The 17,036-nt window shown below is 59.2% G+C and carries 13 protein-coding genes; 7 read left to right on the forward strand and 6 right to left on the reverse strand.

Features of this window, described 5'->3' with window-relative positions; all coding sequences use genetic code 11:
* Positions 1-2 precede the first annotated feature (2 nt).
* Positions 3-281, reverse strand: a complete 279-nt coding sequence (locus ACZ5Y5_RS07645) for a PepSY domain-containing protein (RefSeq protein WP_464808060.1) — start codon at positions 279-281, stop codon at positions 3-5.
* 363 nt (positions 282-644) lie between these two features.
* Between ACZ5Y5_RS07645 and ACZ5Y5_RS07650 the strand changes: the two genes are divergently transcribed.
* Positions 645-1,523: an ankyrin repeat domain-containing protein gene (locus ACZ5Y5_RS07650; RefSeq protein ID WP_464808061.1), complete on the forward strand. Its 879-nt coding sequence runs from the start codon at positions 645-647 to the stop codon at positions 1,521-1,523.
* Positions 1,524-2,001: 478 nt separating this feature from the next.
* Here ACZ5Y5_RS07650 and ACZ5Y5_RS07655 read toward each other — a convergent pair whose 3' ends face one another.
* The gene (locus ACZ5Y5_RS07655; protein ID WP_464808062.1) at positions 2,002-2,217 is read right to left on the reverse strand and encodes a hypothetical protein; all 216 of its coding nucleotides are present in this window, start codon (positions 2,215-2,217) and stop codon (positions 2,002-2,004) included.
* Positions 2,218-2,361: 144 nt separating this feature from the next.
* Here ACZ5Y5_RS07655 and ACZ5Y5_RS07660 point away from each other — a divergent pair, with 144 nt between their 5' ends.
* Entirely contained in the window at positions 2,362-2,601 is a 240-nt protein-coding gene (locus ACZ5Y5_RS07660) for a DUF6894 family protein (RefSeq protein WP_464808063.1), read from the forward strand.
* A 738-nt stretch (positions 2,602-3,339) separates the two neighbouring features.
* Here ACZ5Y5_RS07660 and ACZ5Y5_RS07665 read toward each other — a convergent pair.
* Complete coding sequence (locus ACZ5Y5_RS07665) at positions 3,340-4,242, reverse strand: nucleoside hydrolase (protein WP_464808064.1); 903 nt, start codon at positions 4,240-4,242, stop codon at positions 3,340-3,342.
* A gap of 87 nt (positions 4,243-4,329) precedes the next feature.
* Positions 4,330-5,979, reverse strand: coding sequence for a family 43 glycosylhydrolase (locus ACZ5Y5_RS07670; protein ID WP_464808065.1), 1,650 nt, complete (start codon positions 5,977-5,979; stop codon positions 4,330-4,332).
* 406 nt (positions 5,980-6,385) lie between these two features.
* Here ACZ5Y5_RS07670 and ACZ5Y5_RS07675 point away from each other — a divergent pair, with 406 nt between their 5' ends.
* Positions 6,386-7,468: an alpha/beta hydrolase gene (locus ACZ5Y5_RS07675; RefSeq protein WP_464808066.1), complete on the forward strand. Its 1,083-nt coding sequence runs from the start codon at positions 6,386-6,388 to the stop codon at positions 7,466-7,468.
* Positions 7,469-7,503: 35 nt separating this feature from the next.
* The gene (locus ACZ5Y5_RS07680) at positions 7,504-9,918 is read left to right on the forward strand and encodes an alpha-L-rhamnosidase-related protein (RefSeq protein WP_464808067.1); all 2,415 of its coding nucleotides are present in this window, start codon (positions 7,504-7,506) and stop codon (positions 9,916-9,918) included.
* 213 nt (positions 9,919-10,131) lie between these two features.
* Here the strand turns inward: ACZ5Y5_RS07680 and ACZ5Y5_RS07685 are convergent, their stop codons facing one another.
* Positions 10,132-10,545, reverse strand: coding sequence for a MarR family winged helix-turn-helix transcriptional regulator (locus ACZ5Y5_RS07685; RefSeq protein WP_464808068.1), 414 nt, complete (start codon positions 10,543-10,545; stop codon positions 10,132-10,134).
* A gap of 74 nt (positions 10,546-10,619) precedes the next feature.
* On the opposite strand from ACZ5Y5_RS07685, the gene ACZ5Y5_RS07690 reads away from it, so the two are divergent.
* Positions 10,620-12,386: a chloride channel protein gene (locus ACZ5Y5_RS07690; protein ID WP_464808069.1), complete on the forward strand. Its 1,767-nt coding sequence runs from the start codon at positions 10,620-10,622 to the stop codon at positions 12,384-12,386.
* Positions 12,387-12,492: 106 nt separating this feature from the next.
* Positions 12,493-12,783, forward strand: a complete 291-nt coding sequence (locus ACZ5Y5_RS07695; RefSeq protein WP_464808070.1) for a hypothetical protein — start codon at positions 12,493-12,495, stop codon at positions 12,781-12,783.
* A gap of 753 nt (positions 12,784-13,536) precedes the next feature.
* On the opposite strand, the gene ACZ5Y5_RS07700 is transcribed toward ACZ5Y5_RS07695, so the two are convergent.
* The gene (locus ACZ5Y5_RS07700) at positions 13,537-14,235 is read right to left on the reverse strand and encodes a TetR/AcrR family transcriptional regulator (RefSeq protein WP_464808071.1); all 699 of its coding nucleotides are present in this window, start codon (positions 14,233-14,235) and stop codon (positions 13,537-13,539) included.
* A 273-nt stretch (positions 14,236-14,508) separates the two neighbouring features.
* On the opposite strand from ACZ5Y5_RS07700, the gene ACZ5Y5_RS07705 reads away from it, so the two are divergent.
* Complete coding sequence (locus ACZ5Y5_RS07705) at positions 14,509-16,989, forward strand: TonB-dependent receptor (protein ID WP_464808072.1); 2,481 nt, start codon at positions 14,509-14,511, stop codon at positions 16,987-16,989.
* The last annotated feature ends 47 nt before the right edge of the window (positions 16,990-17,036 follow it).

A 17,036-nucleotide genomic window follows, 5' to 3' on the forward strand; every position in this document is an offset into this window, starting at 1 on the left:
TTTTAATCCCTTGCGTTCAGGGCTTCGAACTTGTCCTCCACAATCCGCCCCGTCGCAACATCGACGCCGATCTCGTGGATTTTATTACCCTGCCGGATATCGAACGAATAGCGCAGGCCACCGCCTTCGCGCTCGCGCTCGGCCTTTTCGATCCGGCCGGGAGCGACCTTGAGGGCGATCGCCCGGGCATGCGTCATCGTGATCCCCACGGGCTTTGCTGCGGCCAATTGCGGGAGGGCGGATACAATGAGGATCGGAACGCTCAAAATTAGCTTCTTCATGGCTTGTTACTCCTTGGCTTGTGCGTCTTGCACATGCCTTGGGATAGCGCTGAATAGCGCACACCACGGTTGCGGTGGGGATACAAATTCCCAACCTATGCGAAGGTGAGGCCACCGCCTGCACTCTTCGGAGTGACCACATTTCTGCACGGGCAGGTGGCATTCCAGATCAGCTGGGTCTGATCCTAGACAGCCTAATACATCGAGGAAAGGGTAGCCGACGGCTGCCGAGTACCAGATTGAATGTCGATGGCTGAAGAAAATGGCCTTCGTTTAGAAACATATGATGCATTTTAATGTCACTGAGGGACAAGCTGCTAATCGAAGTAAGCAAATGGGGGAGTAGGTAATTTGTACCGTAACATGCTGATCGGGCTGATGGCCTTGTTGATGTCTTCTGCCGCCATCGCTGGCGATCCCTTCGATGATGCACGCTATTATCTCGGGGTGAAGAAAAACGCTGAGGCTCTGGCAATTGTCGATAGCGAGCAGTTCGATGTGAACATGCAAACCGAAGAGGGCTATAGCCTTCTTCACTACGCAGCCGACGCCGGCAATCTCGAAATGGTAAAGGCGCTGCTCGCTCGCGGTGCCGATCCAAGCCTAAAATCACGATCGGGCGCCACGCCTTATCAGATGGCTATCGGTACTATGGTGCAAGCTGAGATCCGCAAGGCCGTGGCGAAAGCTTCGACAGTGCCCGGAACAACTGGCCAGGTCGGAACCGCTGCAGCCGTGCGCTCGCAGCCAGTCCGACGCGCCGGAAATGGCATGTGCGAAATGGTCCGCTCGGAAAAGGTGAATGACGGGCGTTCCCCTGCCATGCGTCCTTTCTTAAAAGCCAAAGATGCGATCTGGTACAATCATCCTGACGAACTGACCGGATTGATCGAGGATTGTGTAGGCGTTGACGATCAGGACCAATATGGCTGGACGTTACTTCATCATGCAGCCGATCGGGATCGCGTTGCCCTGGCCAAGATCCTTCTGGATCACGGAGCTAAACGGAATCTTCGCAATAAGGACGGCCAAACCGCGCCCCAACTCGCCACCTCCCCCGAGATGAAGGCGCTGCTGGGCCTTGCGGTTGCGAAACCTGCCACGCCCTCCCCAGCGGCCAGTCTAAAGGTGGAGTGTCAGCAGAAATATCAGGCGGACGCGGCCCTTTCCTCGGACACGACAGGTAAGATGCGCGCCATGCGCCGGTGGCAACAGTGCCTGAACACCGGCCGCTATTGGTAATGTTGTGTGTCCACTGAAGAAACTGGCGGTCATCTTCAGTTTGCCAATGGGTCGCCGATCAATGTCAGACGGAATGGTTGGCTGCGATTTTGCTGGGCCGAGCAGATGAAGGTGCGACCCAGAACCACAGCCCGGCCCAGCGCGGTGCAGCCAAAACAGCGCTCCGCTGACCGGCGTCATACAGGAAAAATGACCATAGGCATCTGGTTTTGTACGTTTGAACAGCAATCGCCTTGCTGCTCATAATTTCCAGTGCGTGTTTGCAACGGACATGGTATTTAGCTTCCGCGACCCGAGGCTACTGCATTAAGCAGGACGCTTCTGCTGACCCTCACCGCGCAATCGGTGGGGGTCATTTTATCCCCGCGTGTTGGTCGGGCTCTTCCGTCTATTGCGTTTCGCCGACGCATTCATCCGACAGCTCTTCATCATGCAACTTCAGCCTGCCAAATGCTTGAGAGCATGGTGGCCAACAGGCTTACCGCCGGACCAATTCAACCGTTCCAGTAGAAGTTGCACCGATTTCAAAGGGAAGAAACAGGATATGTGAATCTGACTCGATGCACATTCCACGTCGACCCGCCATCACTTCGATTTCTTCGAAGACGGAACGCTCAATGCGCCAGATGAAGCGCCCACTTTCGGTGGCAATGCATTTGGAGAGTTCGGTGTGGAAATCTTGGAGGAATTTCATTTCACTGCCCGGCTGCAAAAGACGTTATCTACTGGATCAGCCGTGTAACCTGCTATAAAATGGGTTAAAAGTGGGGCGAAGCAGAGGCAGCAATCTCTTCGCTTGGGTTAATGAACTCTCTCCGGCTCGCAGATATAATCGGGCATGCCTCATTATTACTTTCACCTGCATGAGCAAGCCGGAACGGTAAAAGACCCGGAAGGACGCGCACTTGAAAACGCGGCATCTGCTCGCAACCATGCTGTTATCGCAGCACGCTCAATAATGAGCGAGAACGTACTAACTGGCTTCCTCGACCTCTCCGATTACGTGGAGGTAACTGATGAACTTGGTGACTTAGTGTTGGTAGTTTCTTTCGAAGAGGCGGTTACGTGCTTCATGTGAGAGTGTTATTACTACCTTCAATCCCTCAACTACCATGTGTTATGGCGGGGTGTTGCTTTTCAAGTCACCTCTGCTTTGATGAACTCATGCACCTATGTCGTCCTCCGCACCAACGCAGAAGCCGCCAGAGAAAAGGCTACAATCGCCCGTGCTCAAGCACGTGGTGCTACGTCTCGTATGAAGATTTTGGTTGCGCAGTCGGGGCAGCAGCTTGAAAGGCACCACACTCGGCACGGATAGCGGACTGTCCCCAGTTGGTCGCCACCCGCTGATGTTATCCGGAAGGAAAACTACTCAACGGTGGCAATCAGCCCCTCATCCTGTAACCGCGCAAGGCGGCCTCGGGGTCATGGTTACCAATTGGGAATGGCTGAACTCTGTTAAATGACCTTAACCGGTGAGGTGCGGCCGACGGCCTTTTCATCAACAGATGGCCCGCGCAAACTTGGACGAATGACCGCTTCGGAGATCGGTGCGAATTGTTAGACGACGTGGGTCTGGCGCCAAGCAGAACGTGGTGTCCAACATATTGGGCGTTATCGCACTTACCTGTCAGAAACAAGCCGCCGGCTGGAAGCGTCACCGGTGGACGGCCTTAGTGCAATCCGACCCTTTACAGACGCTCAAGAACGAAAGCACGGTCCTTAAGAGCGGACATTGATCAGCACATATAGTACAGGCTAGACTATCGTGGCCTTGGTAATCAACTAGCATTCTTCGCGAGGCGTCAACTATCCGTCAGTAGCCCTTTGTCGTCCGTATTTCGAGCAACGCGAGAAAGTCTTCAAAGGTCAACCGTAGGTCCAGCGTCTCAAACACACGGAGCCGGCGCCCTTCGGTCGTATCACCGTAGCGCCCATCACTCCCTATTCGGCGAGCCCATTGTTCGCGAACGTTGCTGCTTTCCTGCGAAATGGCGGTCAACAAGACCGTTGGGCTGTCACCCAGCGGCCAGCTTCCGCCGACATCGATAAAAGATGGGGGACTGGTGAAACGCTCATACAGCCAGCGACCAAATGGTGAGATGGAACGCATCCGCGTGCGCAGCTCAGCATTGGACACTTGCATCAGACGGTAGGCGTTCTGGGGTATTTGCCAGATGGGTATGGCTGATCGCTCTATAACTTGCCGGGCGGCCTCGATGTCGGTGTTGAGATTATACTCCCAGCCTCCCTCGGGATAGCGCCCGCCACCTATCCAGACCAGCGTCGCGCGGCTGGCAATCTCCGGCTCCTGGCGCAGGGCCGCTGCGATATTGGTAAGCGGCCCGCCGCATGTGATGAAAAGCGGCAGTGGGTCGTCGCGCATCGCTTCCGCGACGATGCCACGCGCCGCGTCGCTCATCTGTGCGGGACCAGCCCCTAAACTTTCCGACCCCGCCAATGTGGGGACTGGCTTCATGCTGCCGCGGCTCATCAGCTCCAGGGCGATGTCTCGGCCCGCTTTGGCAGTGGCACCAACCGGCACATTCCCGGCCAGTTTCGGATCGAGGGCAGAGCTGGTGACCAGCACCACGCGGGTTTTGGGCGTCAACAATTGATGCGCCAGCGCTACCAGCCCGTCAGGATCGCCGGCAAAATCATTGTCGATGATCACCCGAGCGGATGCCCGTTGCGGGATGAAAGGGTCGATCGCTGCCATGGTTCGACCGGGCAACGCTGCGGCCAGTCCCGCGAGGCCAGCCGCACGCAACATTGCCCCTGGAGGACCTTGCTTCCTCGCGCGCGCTCATAGTGCCGCGCCCTGCGGCAACGCCTGATAACGATAGCGAGAAAAGCGGACAGAGCCTGCCCCCGCGGCATAAAGCGCCGGCCGCAGAGAGGACAGGTCGTCCACCGTATTCGCATTATAGCCTGAAACCTCGCTGCGGATGCCGTGCCGGGTCCAGCTTTTGCCATCGAGACTATAGTAGAAAGTGACGATATTCCGATCGTTGACAATCCGAAGTCTGATCCGCCGCGACGCGGAGACAGGCTCCTGCCAAAAGCTCGCACGACCACCACGCCACGTTGTCATCCGCTGACCATCATGGCCCATGCCCAGGAACAGTCGATCATTATAGAATAGCAGCAGGCCGCCTTGCGCCTCGCCCAGTACCTCCATGTCGACCGAGATCTCATAGGCGTGGTCGCCGACCATCTGGGTCAGAGGCGATGCATCGGCGGGTGTGCTGCCCTTGGCGGCAAGCTCCAGCATTCCCCCGCGAAATGAAGCGCGTCGCGCTTCGTCAGGGGCTCCACCATAAAAGGACCAGCGCGTTCCGAATGCAGGTTTCGCAAAATCGTCTGAACGCGCAATGCCATGCGGTCCGCCAGCGATGCCGGTCGGCATCGGCATAGCCGTCGACAGGTCTCCACCCATGGCGCACGGCCAGCCATCAGCGGTCCATTGGATCGGCTCGAGCAGGCTTTGGCGCCCCAGCGTACGGAAATCCTTCTCGTAGCCGTGATAGATCATATACCATGTGGATCGAGGGCCTTCGACCATTGTGGCGTGACCGCGCGACCACCAAGCTTCCTTCGCACTGCGGGTTCGCACGATCGGATTGTGCGGGCAATTAATCCAGGGGCCGTGGATTGATCGGCAGCGGGCAACGATCACCATATGGCCGGTCGGCGGGCCGCTCGTGCCACCCACTGCCGACACCAGATAGAAATAACCGCCGCGCCGGAACAGTTTTGGGCCTTCCAGCGAATAGCCCTCGGTCACCCAATCATCAGGATAGTGCCAGCCATCATAGACCTTCTCGACCGGACCTGCCGTCGCCAGCCCATCGTCGGTCAGCCGCACCCGGTTGATGCCTGACAGAAACAGGTAACGATGGCCGTCCTCGCCCACAACATGGCCGGGGTCGATAAGGCCGCCGATCTTCAGGTCGACGGGAGCGCTCCATGGACCGGCCATGGTGTCGGCATGGATCACGTAAATGTTCGCGAAGTCGGCAAGCTCCTTGGACCAAGGGGCTTTCATGAAGGGGATGTAGATATAGTAGCGGCCATTATGTTTGGCGATATCTACCGCGAAAACCGTTCCCAGCGGCTTTTCCAGAGCAGATCCGATGGGAGCCCAGTTCACCAGATCGCGGGAATGCCAGATCACCAGACCGGGCGACGCATCGAAGCTCGAATGCGTCATATAATAATCGTCGCCATCCTTCAGAACCGACGGGTCCGGATAGTCGCCTGCCATGATGGGATTACGGAACAGGCCGTTTCCCAGATCGGCGCGGCGCTGTCCCTCCTGGCCGGCACGCCATGACGCGTCCGACGAGAGTCCGATTGAGAAACTCTCAGTGTCGGTAGCGAATGCGCGCGATGTCGCCCGGAAACCGACCACTCCAGAAATCATGCTGCCCAAGACCAACCGACGAGTGACCATTCCCTCTCCTGTTACATATTAGAATTATCATTCTAGAGAATGTCGAAGCCTTCCACAAGCAGGTTCCCGCAAGAGGCAATGGCGCGTTCGGGAGAACATGATTAGATCGACCCTTGTTTGCCGTCCAAACGCCAAATCTCGATCCCTAGGTTCGGAAGGGCAGCTATTCAATCTACGCACCTCAAGTCTGGCCGATAGGCGAATGTCCGCTGCCGAGACGACGCTGGGAAAGCTGCCGCTCGCGCGACGTCAGCTCCCGACCAAAGCCGGTCAGTCTTTATGCAAGCTATGAACGTCGGCTTCCGCACCCTAACTCGCCGATAAGCGGAATATCAATTTAGCCACTTGCAGTGCCCACTCCTCACGTGGCAATCGAACGACGTCGGATGATAAAAAGGAGGGGTCGATGAGCAGGGATGACAAAGAGATGGATCGAAGAGGCCTGCTGGCCGCAGCCGCAACAGCCGGCATCGTGTCCTTGGCGAACGGCCCGGCGCATGGCTCAACGAAGCCCGATGCAGCCAACCACATCTCCTCGCCCCGGAGTTTCCCCCCACCCTCCACGATCAGCAAGGCCGCGCAGGATTACCTGCGCAAGGGCGCGACGCAACCACCGGCGCTGCCTGTGCCGGCGATAAAGGATGCAGCGGGCTGGCACGCTTATGTTGCGGCGGGCAACGCCCCCCTGCCCGTTGAAATGATCCTGAAAATTCCCGGCGTTGAGGTGGAGACGCGGCAGATGGGTGGAGCAACAGTCTATGTGGCTACCCCCAAGGGCCTGAGCGAAGCTGGTCGCCGCAAGGCGCATCTTAGCATTCACGGTGGCGGCTGGGTACTCTTTGGCGGTCGCGCCGCCATGGCTTTGGCCAAGATTACGGCGATGCAATATGGTGGCGTAACCTATGCCGTGGATTATCGGATGCCGCCGGAACATCCTTTTCCCGCAGGTCTGGACGATTGTTTCGCGGCCTATCGCGCATTGCTCAAAGAGTATGGGGCGAAAGACATCCTGGTCTCGGGCGGGTCAGCTGGCGGCAATCTGGCCGCGGCTTTGATGCTTAAGATACGGGATGCTGGCTTGGAAAAACCAGGCGCACTGGTTCTCCAGACTCCAGTGACTGACCTGACCAATGCGGGCGACAGCTGGCGGGTGCTCTATGGTCTCGACCCCGTTCTGCGCGACCCCGATGGCGTTGGATCGACCGAACTCTACCTCAATGGCAATGATCCGCGTCAGCCTTATCTTTCACCGCTTTTCGGCGATCTTGCGACAGCCTTTCCGCCGACGCATCTGGTCACGGGAACACGGGACCGCCTGCTGTCTGATACGGTCAGGATGCATGCAGCTCTAAGAGCCGCTGGCATCGAGGCAGATCTCTTCGTCAGCGAGGCCATGCCGCATGCTGGCTTTGGCCAACAAACGCCGGAGGATCAGGCGGTTCTGAACGACACACGCAAATGGCTCAAGGGGCGCTGGCCCCGCGCCTGATTATCGTCGCGCTGACTTTAGATTGGAGAGGATGGATGATCATGCGGCATTGGGTTGCGATGATGACGGCCGGGCTTGTTTCCGTGGCACATGTTGCGGATGCGGCGGAATGGATCAGCACACCGGCGGCGCGAACGGCAGATGCCGCCAAAGCACCGATCGCGCTCGACTTTCGCAGGGATGTGAAGCTGCAAAACCGACCGGACCGCTTTCTTGTAAAGGTCAGCGCCGACCAGCGCTTCATACTCTATGTTAACGGCCAGCGGATCGCGGCTGGGCCATCGCGCGGCGATCTAAGACGATGGCGCTATGAAGAGGTCGATCTGGCCCCATATCTGCGCCCGGGCGACAACTTGGTCGCCGCGAAAGTGTGGAGCGACGGCAATCTTGCTCCACTGGCCCAGATCAGTGCCGGCATCACGGCATTTTCCCTGGCAGCGGTCGATCCCAATCAGGCGCCGCTGATCGACACTGGTACTGCCTGGCAAGTTCGCGTCGACGCCTCTCGCGATGTCGGCGGCTGGATGGCTCAGCTTATTCCGCAGGTTGGTCCCACCTTCTACGCAGCTGGCGGACCGGAAACGATCAACGGCGCGCGACAGGCTGCCGACTGGAACGCGCCGCGCACGAGCGCGCAAGGGTGGAGTGCGGCCTCGCCTGCCTTTACTGGGCTGCAGCCCTGGACCTTGGTCGCGGACACCCTTCCGCAGATGCGCTATGATCGCGTCGCGAGCGGCCAAGTCGTTCGTACGACCGGGATTAAGAATGGGGGGCGCTTTCCCAAAGCTCCCCTGACCATTCCCGCGCATAGCGAAGCAGCCATCCTGATCGACGCTGGACGTCTCCTTGCAGCCTATCCGGCGCTGCGCACTACTGGTGGAGCGGGCGGGCAGGTCACGGTCACCTATACCGAAGCGCTTTACGATCCGGCCAGACGCCGGGGCGGCCCTAAGAGTGCACCGCTGCGCTTCGAGGATCGCGCGCGCGTCGCCGACGGCCTCGCGCTGGGCGTAACCGACACGTTCAACATCGATGGAGGCCGGGGCCGGACCTTCGCCCCTTTCTGGTGGCGTGCGTGGCGATTTGTCGAACTCAAGGTCAAAACGGGTGTTCAGCCACTCACACTCGATGGTTTTGACACTTATGAGACCGGCTATCCCTTCATCCAAAAGGGCAAGTTCGTCAGTGACGACGAGCAACTCAATCGCATTTGGCAGATCGGCTGGCGGACCGCACTGCTCGACGCGCATGAAACCTATATGGACACGGCGTATTGGGAACAGCTCCAATATATCGGTGATACACGGCTGCAGATGCTGCTGTCCTACGATGTCGCAGGCGATACGCGCCTGGCGGTACAAGCGCTCGATGCGTTTGACTCCTCGCGGCAGCTTGAGGGCATACCCCAGTCGGCCTGGCCCGAAACCAACAAGAACGCCATTCCGCCTTTTGCCTTACTGTGGATCGGTGCACTCCATGATTATTGGATGCGGCAGACAGATACTGCCGTACTGGTCCGTACCTTGCCGGGAGTGCGGGCGGTGCTCGACTGGTACGCACCCTATGTTCGGGAGAACGGCATTGTCCGTCCGACGCCGCACTGGCCGTTCATCGACTGGCGGCCAGATCTCAACGGGATGGCGCGCAAGAATGGCAAGGGACCGGATAGCTGCATCATCACGATGATGTATTATGGCGCGCTCCAGGATGCCGCCGACCTGGAAACCGCGCTGGGGGACCGGGCGCGTGCAGACGACAATCACATAAAGATGCGCCGTGTGGCCGATGGCTTGAAAGCGCAGTGCTGGAGCACGCAGCGCGGCCTTTATGCCGATACCCCGGCAAAGGCACAGTTCAGCCAACATGCCAACGCATTGGCAGTCATCTATGATCTGGTTCCCGCAACCGAGCAGCGTGCAGTGCTGGAGAAGGTCACCCTTCCAGGCGAAGGCATCGATGCGCCGGAAGGGGTTACGGGTACGACCTATTATTTCTCCTACTATCTGGGGCGCGCGCTGGACCACGCCGGCATGGGCGATCGCTATCTCGACCTCATGCAGACCTGGCGAAATTTGCTGGTCCAAAACTTCACCACATGGCCGGAAGAATTCGAACCGAGCCGATCCGACAGCCATGCCTGGTCGGCGCACCCGACAAGCGGGCTGCTGACCTATGTCGCGGGTATACAACCTGACGCCCCGGGTTTCGCTCGGGTGAACGTGGCGCCCCATCTCGGCGCGCTGAGGCGGCTGGAGGCCGCCATGCCGCATCCAAACGGGCTGATCGAAACGCGCTATCGAGCGCGGGGCAATAGGCTCTTTGCCGTCGTCAAACTGCCGCAGGGGGTGGATGGCAGCTTCTCTTGGAAAGGGCAGACACGCAGCCTCCACGCGGGCGTTAACCGGTTCAGCCTTGACGCAGAAGCGATCGCGAAGGATCGCTTGCCATAGTGCCATACGACGCCCCCGTTGGGCTGCGGCGCAAAAGCATCGATGACGGGGATTTGGGAGAAGATGTCGATTGACGGCTTAACAAACGTCGTTTTCATCCCAATCCCCACCAACGACCCTTCTTTGCCGTTCAGCTGCAGATTTTTCGTTCTCAGATCCGGCCCGTCCGGTTTCCTGTTCCGTAACCCCAAGGCTGGCAGACTGCGGCTATCGCTAGGCGAACCTGTCAAGTAATTCTCTGAGGAGCGGTTTCAGCCGCAAGATCTCATCCCGATGGGCGGCCGACAGGCTTGCCAACAGAGCATGAGCCCGGTCAGTCAGCCTTAACTCCGCCCTGCGCCGATCAACGTCGCTTACATGGCGGGCAACCAGGTTCAGCTTTTCCAGCCGGTCGACTAGACCCGTCGCGCTGTGAGGTTTCAGCAGCAGGCGTCGCGCAATGAACCCCACAGTAGCTTCGTCAGGCGACGCCGAGCGCAACGCCAGCAATGCCTGATGCTGTTGGGGCGTGAGGCCCATCTGGGTGGCGCGGTCATCGCTGAATGCCTGGAACTGGCGCAGGGCAAAGCGGAACTCCGCCAGGGCCGCATAATCTTCATCTCTCAACTCGGCATCTCTTGCGGCCATAATCTTCGCACCCTTGATATATATCGTTCTGCGATATAATCGCCGAACACTTTGTCGACAAAGAGGGATTTTGCATGATTCGGGAAGCCTTCGTTTCCGGCGATGCCGACACATTGGGCGATCACAGCGCGGACAGGCGCATGGTGATGCTGGCCGCCATGGCGCTGGTGGTCGGTAGCGGCGGCGCCGTGGGCGCATGGATTCTGCTCAAGTTGATTGCCCTCGCGACCAATCTCTTCTGGTTCGGCCGCCTGTCGGTCCATGAGACCGACATGGCGGATAGCGCCGTCGGCCTGTCCATGTTGGCCATTCCCCTGGCCGGCAGTATGATCGTCGGCCTTATGGCCCGTTATGGTTCGGAGAAGATCCGCGGCCACGGCATACCTGAGGCGATCGAGACGATCCTTTTCGGGGAAAGCAGGCTTTCGGTGAAAGTCGCGATCCTCAAACCCATATCCTCCGCAATTTCCGTTGGCAGCGGCGGGCCGTTCGGCGCGGAGGGGCCGATCATCATGACCGGCGGCGCCATTGGGTCGCTGTTCGCCCAATGTTTCCATCTGAGCGCGGCAGAACGCAAGACATTGCTCGTCGCTGGGGCCGCTGCGGGGATGACGGCAATTTTCGGGACGCCGCTCGCCGCGATATTGCTGGCGATCGAGATATTGCTGTTCGAATGGAAGCCGCGGAGCTTTGTACCGGTCGTGCTGGCCGTGTTGATTTCCTTTGCCTGGCGGCCATGGCTGATCGGCAGCGGCCCGATGTTCGGGGCCCACCTGCATGTGCCCGGCGGCGTCTGGCCGTTGGTCGAGGCACTTGGCCTGGGGCTGCTGCTGGGAGCGGAGGCCGCGCTACTGTCCAAAGCGCTCTATCGAATAGAGGACGGCTTTCATTGCCTGCCGCTGCACTGGATGTGGTGGCCCGCACTGGGATCGATCGCAGTGGGTCTGGGCGGCCTGGTCGACCCGCATGTGCTGGGCGCGGGCTATGCCAACATCCATGCGCTGCTGGACAACAGCCTTGAAATGCGCGCGATTGCGACGCTGCTGATCGTGAAGGCGCTGGTTTGGCTGATCGCGTTGGGATCGGGCACTTCGGGGGGCGTGCTGGCGCCGTTGTTAATCTTGGGAGGTGCGCTTGGCTGTCTAGCGGGGCAGTATCTGCCGGGCGATGCGGGCTTCTGGGCGATGATCGGCATGGCGGGCATCATGAGCGGAGCCATGCGTGCGCCGATGACGGGCGCCTTGTTCGCTGCCGAACTGACCGGACATTTCGACGCATTGCCACTCTGCGTCGCGGGAGCGGCGGGTGCCTATGCCGTGAGCGTACTGCTCATGCGCCGGTCAATCCTGACCGAGAAGATCGCACGGCGCGGCCGGCACATTTTTCAGGAATATAGCGTCGATGCGCTCGACCTGGTGCAGGCCACGGAATTGATGACGGCTGATCCCGACACACTACCGGGCGCGATGACCGTGCAGGCTGCGATCGACTTCTTTGAAAATGAGGCGCGGCACCGCAGCTATCCCGTTGTAGACGAGATGGGGGCGCTCCTCGGACTGGCGTCGCGCAGCGACGCGCTGCGTTGGCAGGTCGAAGGCGTGGAACCGGCGGCATCGCTGGCTGAATGCCTATCCGACGCGTCGCAGCCCTCGGCTTTTCCAGACAGCCTCAGCGGGATTGTGGCGGACCTGATCGTCCAGTCCGGCGTGGGACGCATTCCGATCATAGAACGCCATAATCGCAAGGTGATCGGCATCCTTTCGCGCCAGGATCTGCTGAAGGCCCGGCATAAAGTTCGCAGCGGAGAAACCGTGCGCTCGCGCCATGTCGGCCGGCCATGAATGAAGGAGGTTGACATTTATATCGCATTACGATATATGCTGTCTTGTAGGAGAGGATGCCGCCCGGCGGCGATAGCCGCAGCGCCATCCCCAAGGGAGATGGCGCATGTTCGTGATGACCGTCATTCTGGAGTCCATTGCTCTGGTAGCTGGGAGCGCACTGATGGCCGGCTTCCTGTGCTGGACAGCGGCCCGTCTTGCGGACCGGATACACAGTCATGGCTGGGCGGCATTCCTTGTGCCGTTCCTTCTGTCGATCCTGTTCCTGACCGGACTGACGCGCAGCGAGTTTATCCGGCTCAGTGCGATATGTGGCCTGTTTGGATCTCTATTTCTTTGGATGTCCAGTGGCCGTGGCGCCGGGGCTGCAAACATGAAGCGGCGGAGCGACCAATAATGGTTTTCCGCCGCTGGACCTATCCTGCGCTGCTAGCCAACATTGGTGAACAACAAAAACCAAACCGTGCGGCGCTGCGTCTGCTGGCGCGGCGAATAAGGCGGGAAGTTTATCCCAGAATTGAAGCGCCTGCGGAGCGACGGCGACAGGTTCGGCGTGCGATCATCGCCATGCTCAGATATTGAACCTGTCATCCGATCGCGGGGATGAGCGACCCTTCCCGGCCGTTCAACTGCCGATTTTCAGCACTTAGGTGCGGACGTTCTGCTATCGCGGCGGCTATCGACCAGACCCGGTCGTTCGCACCTGAAGCGATCTATGTCCGGTTAGGCTATCATTCCTGCCACTCCCGTGCCGATCTAACGTATGCAAATCTCTCATTCAGACATCAGCTGAACTTGCTGATCCCGCACAGGCCCCGCAGGATAGTGGCTTAAGTTTCAGCACAATCCTGGCACCTTCACTTGGCGCGCGGCTGTCAGTTTCCGGCAACTGATGAAGCAGTCTGAATGAATGGCCTCTCAAAGTGCTCCCAACTTGAATTTTCTCAGCAGTCGGAAATTTGGTGTATCACAGCACCTATCCGTTCAAGCATTAGTATGGACCGCAAGCGGATAGAAACAAGGCGGTTTGTAGCACAAACAGGTCGATTTTTGTACAAATTATATGAACTGGAGAAACTGTCGCGTGCGTCGACTTACTTATATTAGAAGAAGCGTGCGTAATTCTCTATGGCTTTAAAGCAGAATTATACTAACTTTCTATAAAAAAACTCTGCAGGAAACTAGCCTGTGATTTATGAACCTGAAGCACTAGCGATGTCGCCATTTGATCCAGTGTATCATCTATTACCGCTTGGTACTTTGTCTTAGACATCCGAGGAACGGCATTCTCTGCACCTATAACGGCTGTGATGAATGTCAACATGGCGTGAAGAATCCGGCGGTCGGCTTTTTCGGGATCAAGGTAACTTACCCTTGCCCGCAGCAACTCTTGTGCGATGTTCAGGGCTGGCGACAGGGCGCCCGCTTCGTCGGCGGTGTGTCGGAGACCCTTGGGGCGATAATACAGCAGATATTGCAGCATGAACGCCGGATAGGAAAAGGTCCCGTCAGGACTGCGAAGGGCAAAGTACGGCAGGCAGATGACTTCGATTATTGCCCGCGGATCTGTCTCAAGGTTGGCCTCCTCGAGCCGGGTAAGCAGCTTTGCTCGGACGGGCTCCATCTGCATGACCCGATGGCGAAAGATCGCCTGCACAAGGCCGTTTTTCGACCCGAAATGGTAGCGGACAGCGTTGTTATTTCCATGACCCGCCGAGGCAGCGATCTCGCGCAGCGATGTGGCTTCGACGCCCTGCTCGGCAAAGAGCTTCTCACCGGCCAAGATGAGTTGAACCTTGCTGTCGCCGGTATCGGTCGGGAAGTGTTCGTGGCGTGCAATCATGTCCATAGTATAACGCGACTGCGGTTAATCCGTAAGCCCCTGGCAAAATGATTAAAGCGGTTGCATTAATAATGGAGGCGTTTTTCCGCTCGCATGCTAGATACTCCGCAAAATCCGGCCGTTTTCATGCTATCAAAAAAGTCAGGTGCGTTAAATATCTGCGTCTGGATATATGGTCGCAACAGCGGCGCCCATGAGTCGGACTTGGGCTGCAGGAAGAGGGGAGTGTCTAAAATGAGAATCCTTGGACGCGCCAGGCGTAGTGCAGTCGCACTGCTGATGTCTGGAACTGCACTTGTCATATCGGGCGGCGCGCGCGCGCAGGACCGGTCGGGGGAAGCCCGAGCCGAAAGCGCCGCTGCTGAGCAGGGTGGCATCCAGGATATCGTGGTCACCGCTCGCAAGCGTACCGAAACCACGCAGGACGTCCCTGTCGCGGTCACCGCGATCTCAGCTGCGACGATCCAGAAGTACGACCTGACCAGCCTCGAGCGCATCGCCGCGAGCACACCCTCCTTCGTGGTCGGCCGTTCACCTTCTGGCTCCGGCGCAACGCTGGTGCTACGCGGCATCGGCTCGAACACTACGTCGATCGGCCTGGAGCAGTCCGTTGCCGTGATCGTCGATGGCGCGTACTATGGCCAGGGCCGCACGATCAACGAGGGCTTCTTCGACCTCGGCCGGCTCGAGATCCTTAAAGGGCCGCAGGCGCTGTTCTTTGGCAAGAACGCGACGGCAGGCGTCGTCTCGATCACGACGGCAGACCCGGGTGACCATCTCGAAGTGATCGCGCGCGCGGGCTATGAATTCCGTGCGCACCAGATGGTGGGTGAGGCGATCATCTCCACGCCGGTAACCGACACGCTCGGCGTGCGCCTGGCCATTCGCGGCAGCAAGATGAACCGCGGCTACTTCAAGCAGATCGGCACGGACCAGACCTACCCGACGCTGAACCGCACCTCGACCTCGCAGGTCGTCACGCCGACCAACCATGTATCGGGACCGGCAGGCGATGGACGAAGCGAGGAGTTTTACGTTCGCGGCACCGTCAAATGGGAGCCGACCGACCAGTTCACCGCGACGATCAAGGCCAATTACGGCACCAACAAGTCGGACAATCCGGCTGCAGCGTCGGTCTACTACAACTGTCCCACCGGCAACACTGCAGGCAACCCGGCGATCCCTTGCGCCCGTGCATTCCAGTCCTCGGGCAACCGTTTTCCTTCGGCTATCGCCGCTACCGTGCCCTATGCCAATAAGGACGGGCAGACCGGCAACCAGTACAAGAGCTGGGCCATCAACGCGAACCTTGCCTATGAGATGGACAACGTCACGCTGACCTCCGTCACCAACCACAACTGGAACCGCAACATCTTCCAGTTCGACGCCGACAGCGTATCGCGCTCGGGCGCCGCGGGCGTTTTCGCGAGCGAATGGTCCACGTTCCATGCGTTCTCCGAGGAGCTTCGCGCGCTCACCTCGTATGATGGTCCGGTCAACCTGATGGTCGGCGGTTACTACCAGAAGACCAAGCGCGATTACCGCGCGTGGACCGCGTCGGGCGGGCTCGAGAACAGCAACGCGCCGCTGCCCTTCCAGCGCTATCTGGCCAACTCCAAGGACTCCGAGACCAAGGGCGAGACGATCGCGGGCTTCGGCCAGGTGATCTACAAGCCCGTCGACCGGGTCGAGCTGACCGGTGGCGTCCGTTACACCCACGAGACGAAGGACAGCTACTTCCTGCAGCCCTATTCGCACCCGATCCGCGTGACACAGGGCATCTTCCTGCCGGGAACGACCATCCGCTCGGCGCAGGAGTTCAGTGACTGGTCGCCGGAAGTCACCTTCAGCTTCAAGCCGACGTCCGACATCAATATCTGGGGCGCCTACAAGACCGCCTACAAGTCGGGCGGCTTCTCCAACTCGGGCATCCTTAGCCCGAACGCCGGCCTGCCTGACTTCGAGTTCGATCCCGAAAAGGCGCGCGGCTTCGAAGGCGGCATCAAGACAATGCTGATGGATCGCCAGCTGCGGTTCAACGTCACGGCCTACACCTACAAGTACTCCAACCTGCAGCTCGATTTCTTTCGGTCGGACATCTTTGCTTTCACCACGATCAACGCCGGTTCGGCGCGGACCAAGGGCGTGGAGGTAGACTTCGAGTTCGCGCCGCGAGGGCTTGAGGGTTTCGACATCCACGGGTCGATCAATTACAACAAGTCGCGCTATGGCAATGCGATCGGCGCGCCGTGCTATGCCGGACAGACCCGGGCGCAAGGTTGCAACCTGGTTTACGTCAACGACGGGACGGCAAACGGTACGGCGCGTCCGTTCCTGGCCGGCACCGACACGGTGGCCAACCGCCAAAACCTCAAGGGTCAGCCGACGGCAAACGCTCCCGAGTGGGTTGGCACGCTGGGTGTGAATTATGACGCCAAGCTGCCCGGCGGCCTGACGCTGGGGATGGCCGTGGATGCACGTTACAGCGACTCCTACATCGCCACCGCCTTCGGCAACCCGGCGACGCTGCAGGACAGCTACGTCAATGTCGACGCCTCGCTGCGCCTGCGCACCGAGAACGACCGGTGGGAACTGGCGGTCATCGGCAAGAACCTGACCAACCGCTGGTATGCAACCGGTGGCACCGATGCGCCGAACACCGGTTCGGGCACTGGTGGCACCACCGGCGTCCTCGCCGACCAGATCGGCTTTGCCACGTTGCCCCGGACGGTCATGGTTCAGGCCACCTTCAAGTACTGAGATCCTCGCTCGCCCGGTCGCGCTTCTTTCTATGAGGGCGGTGCGAC

This window comes from Sphingobium sp. TomTYG65 (assembly GCF_055395525.1).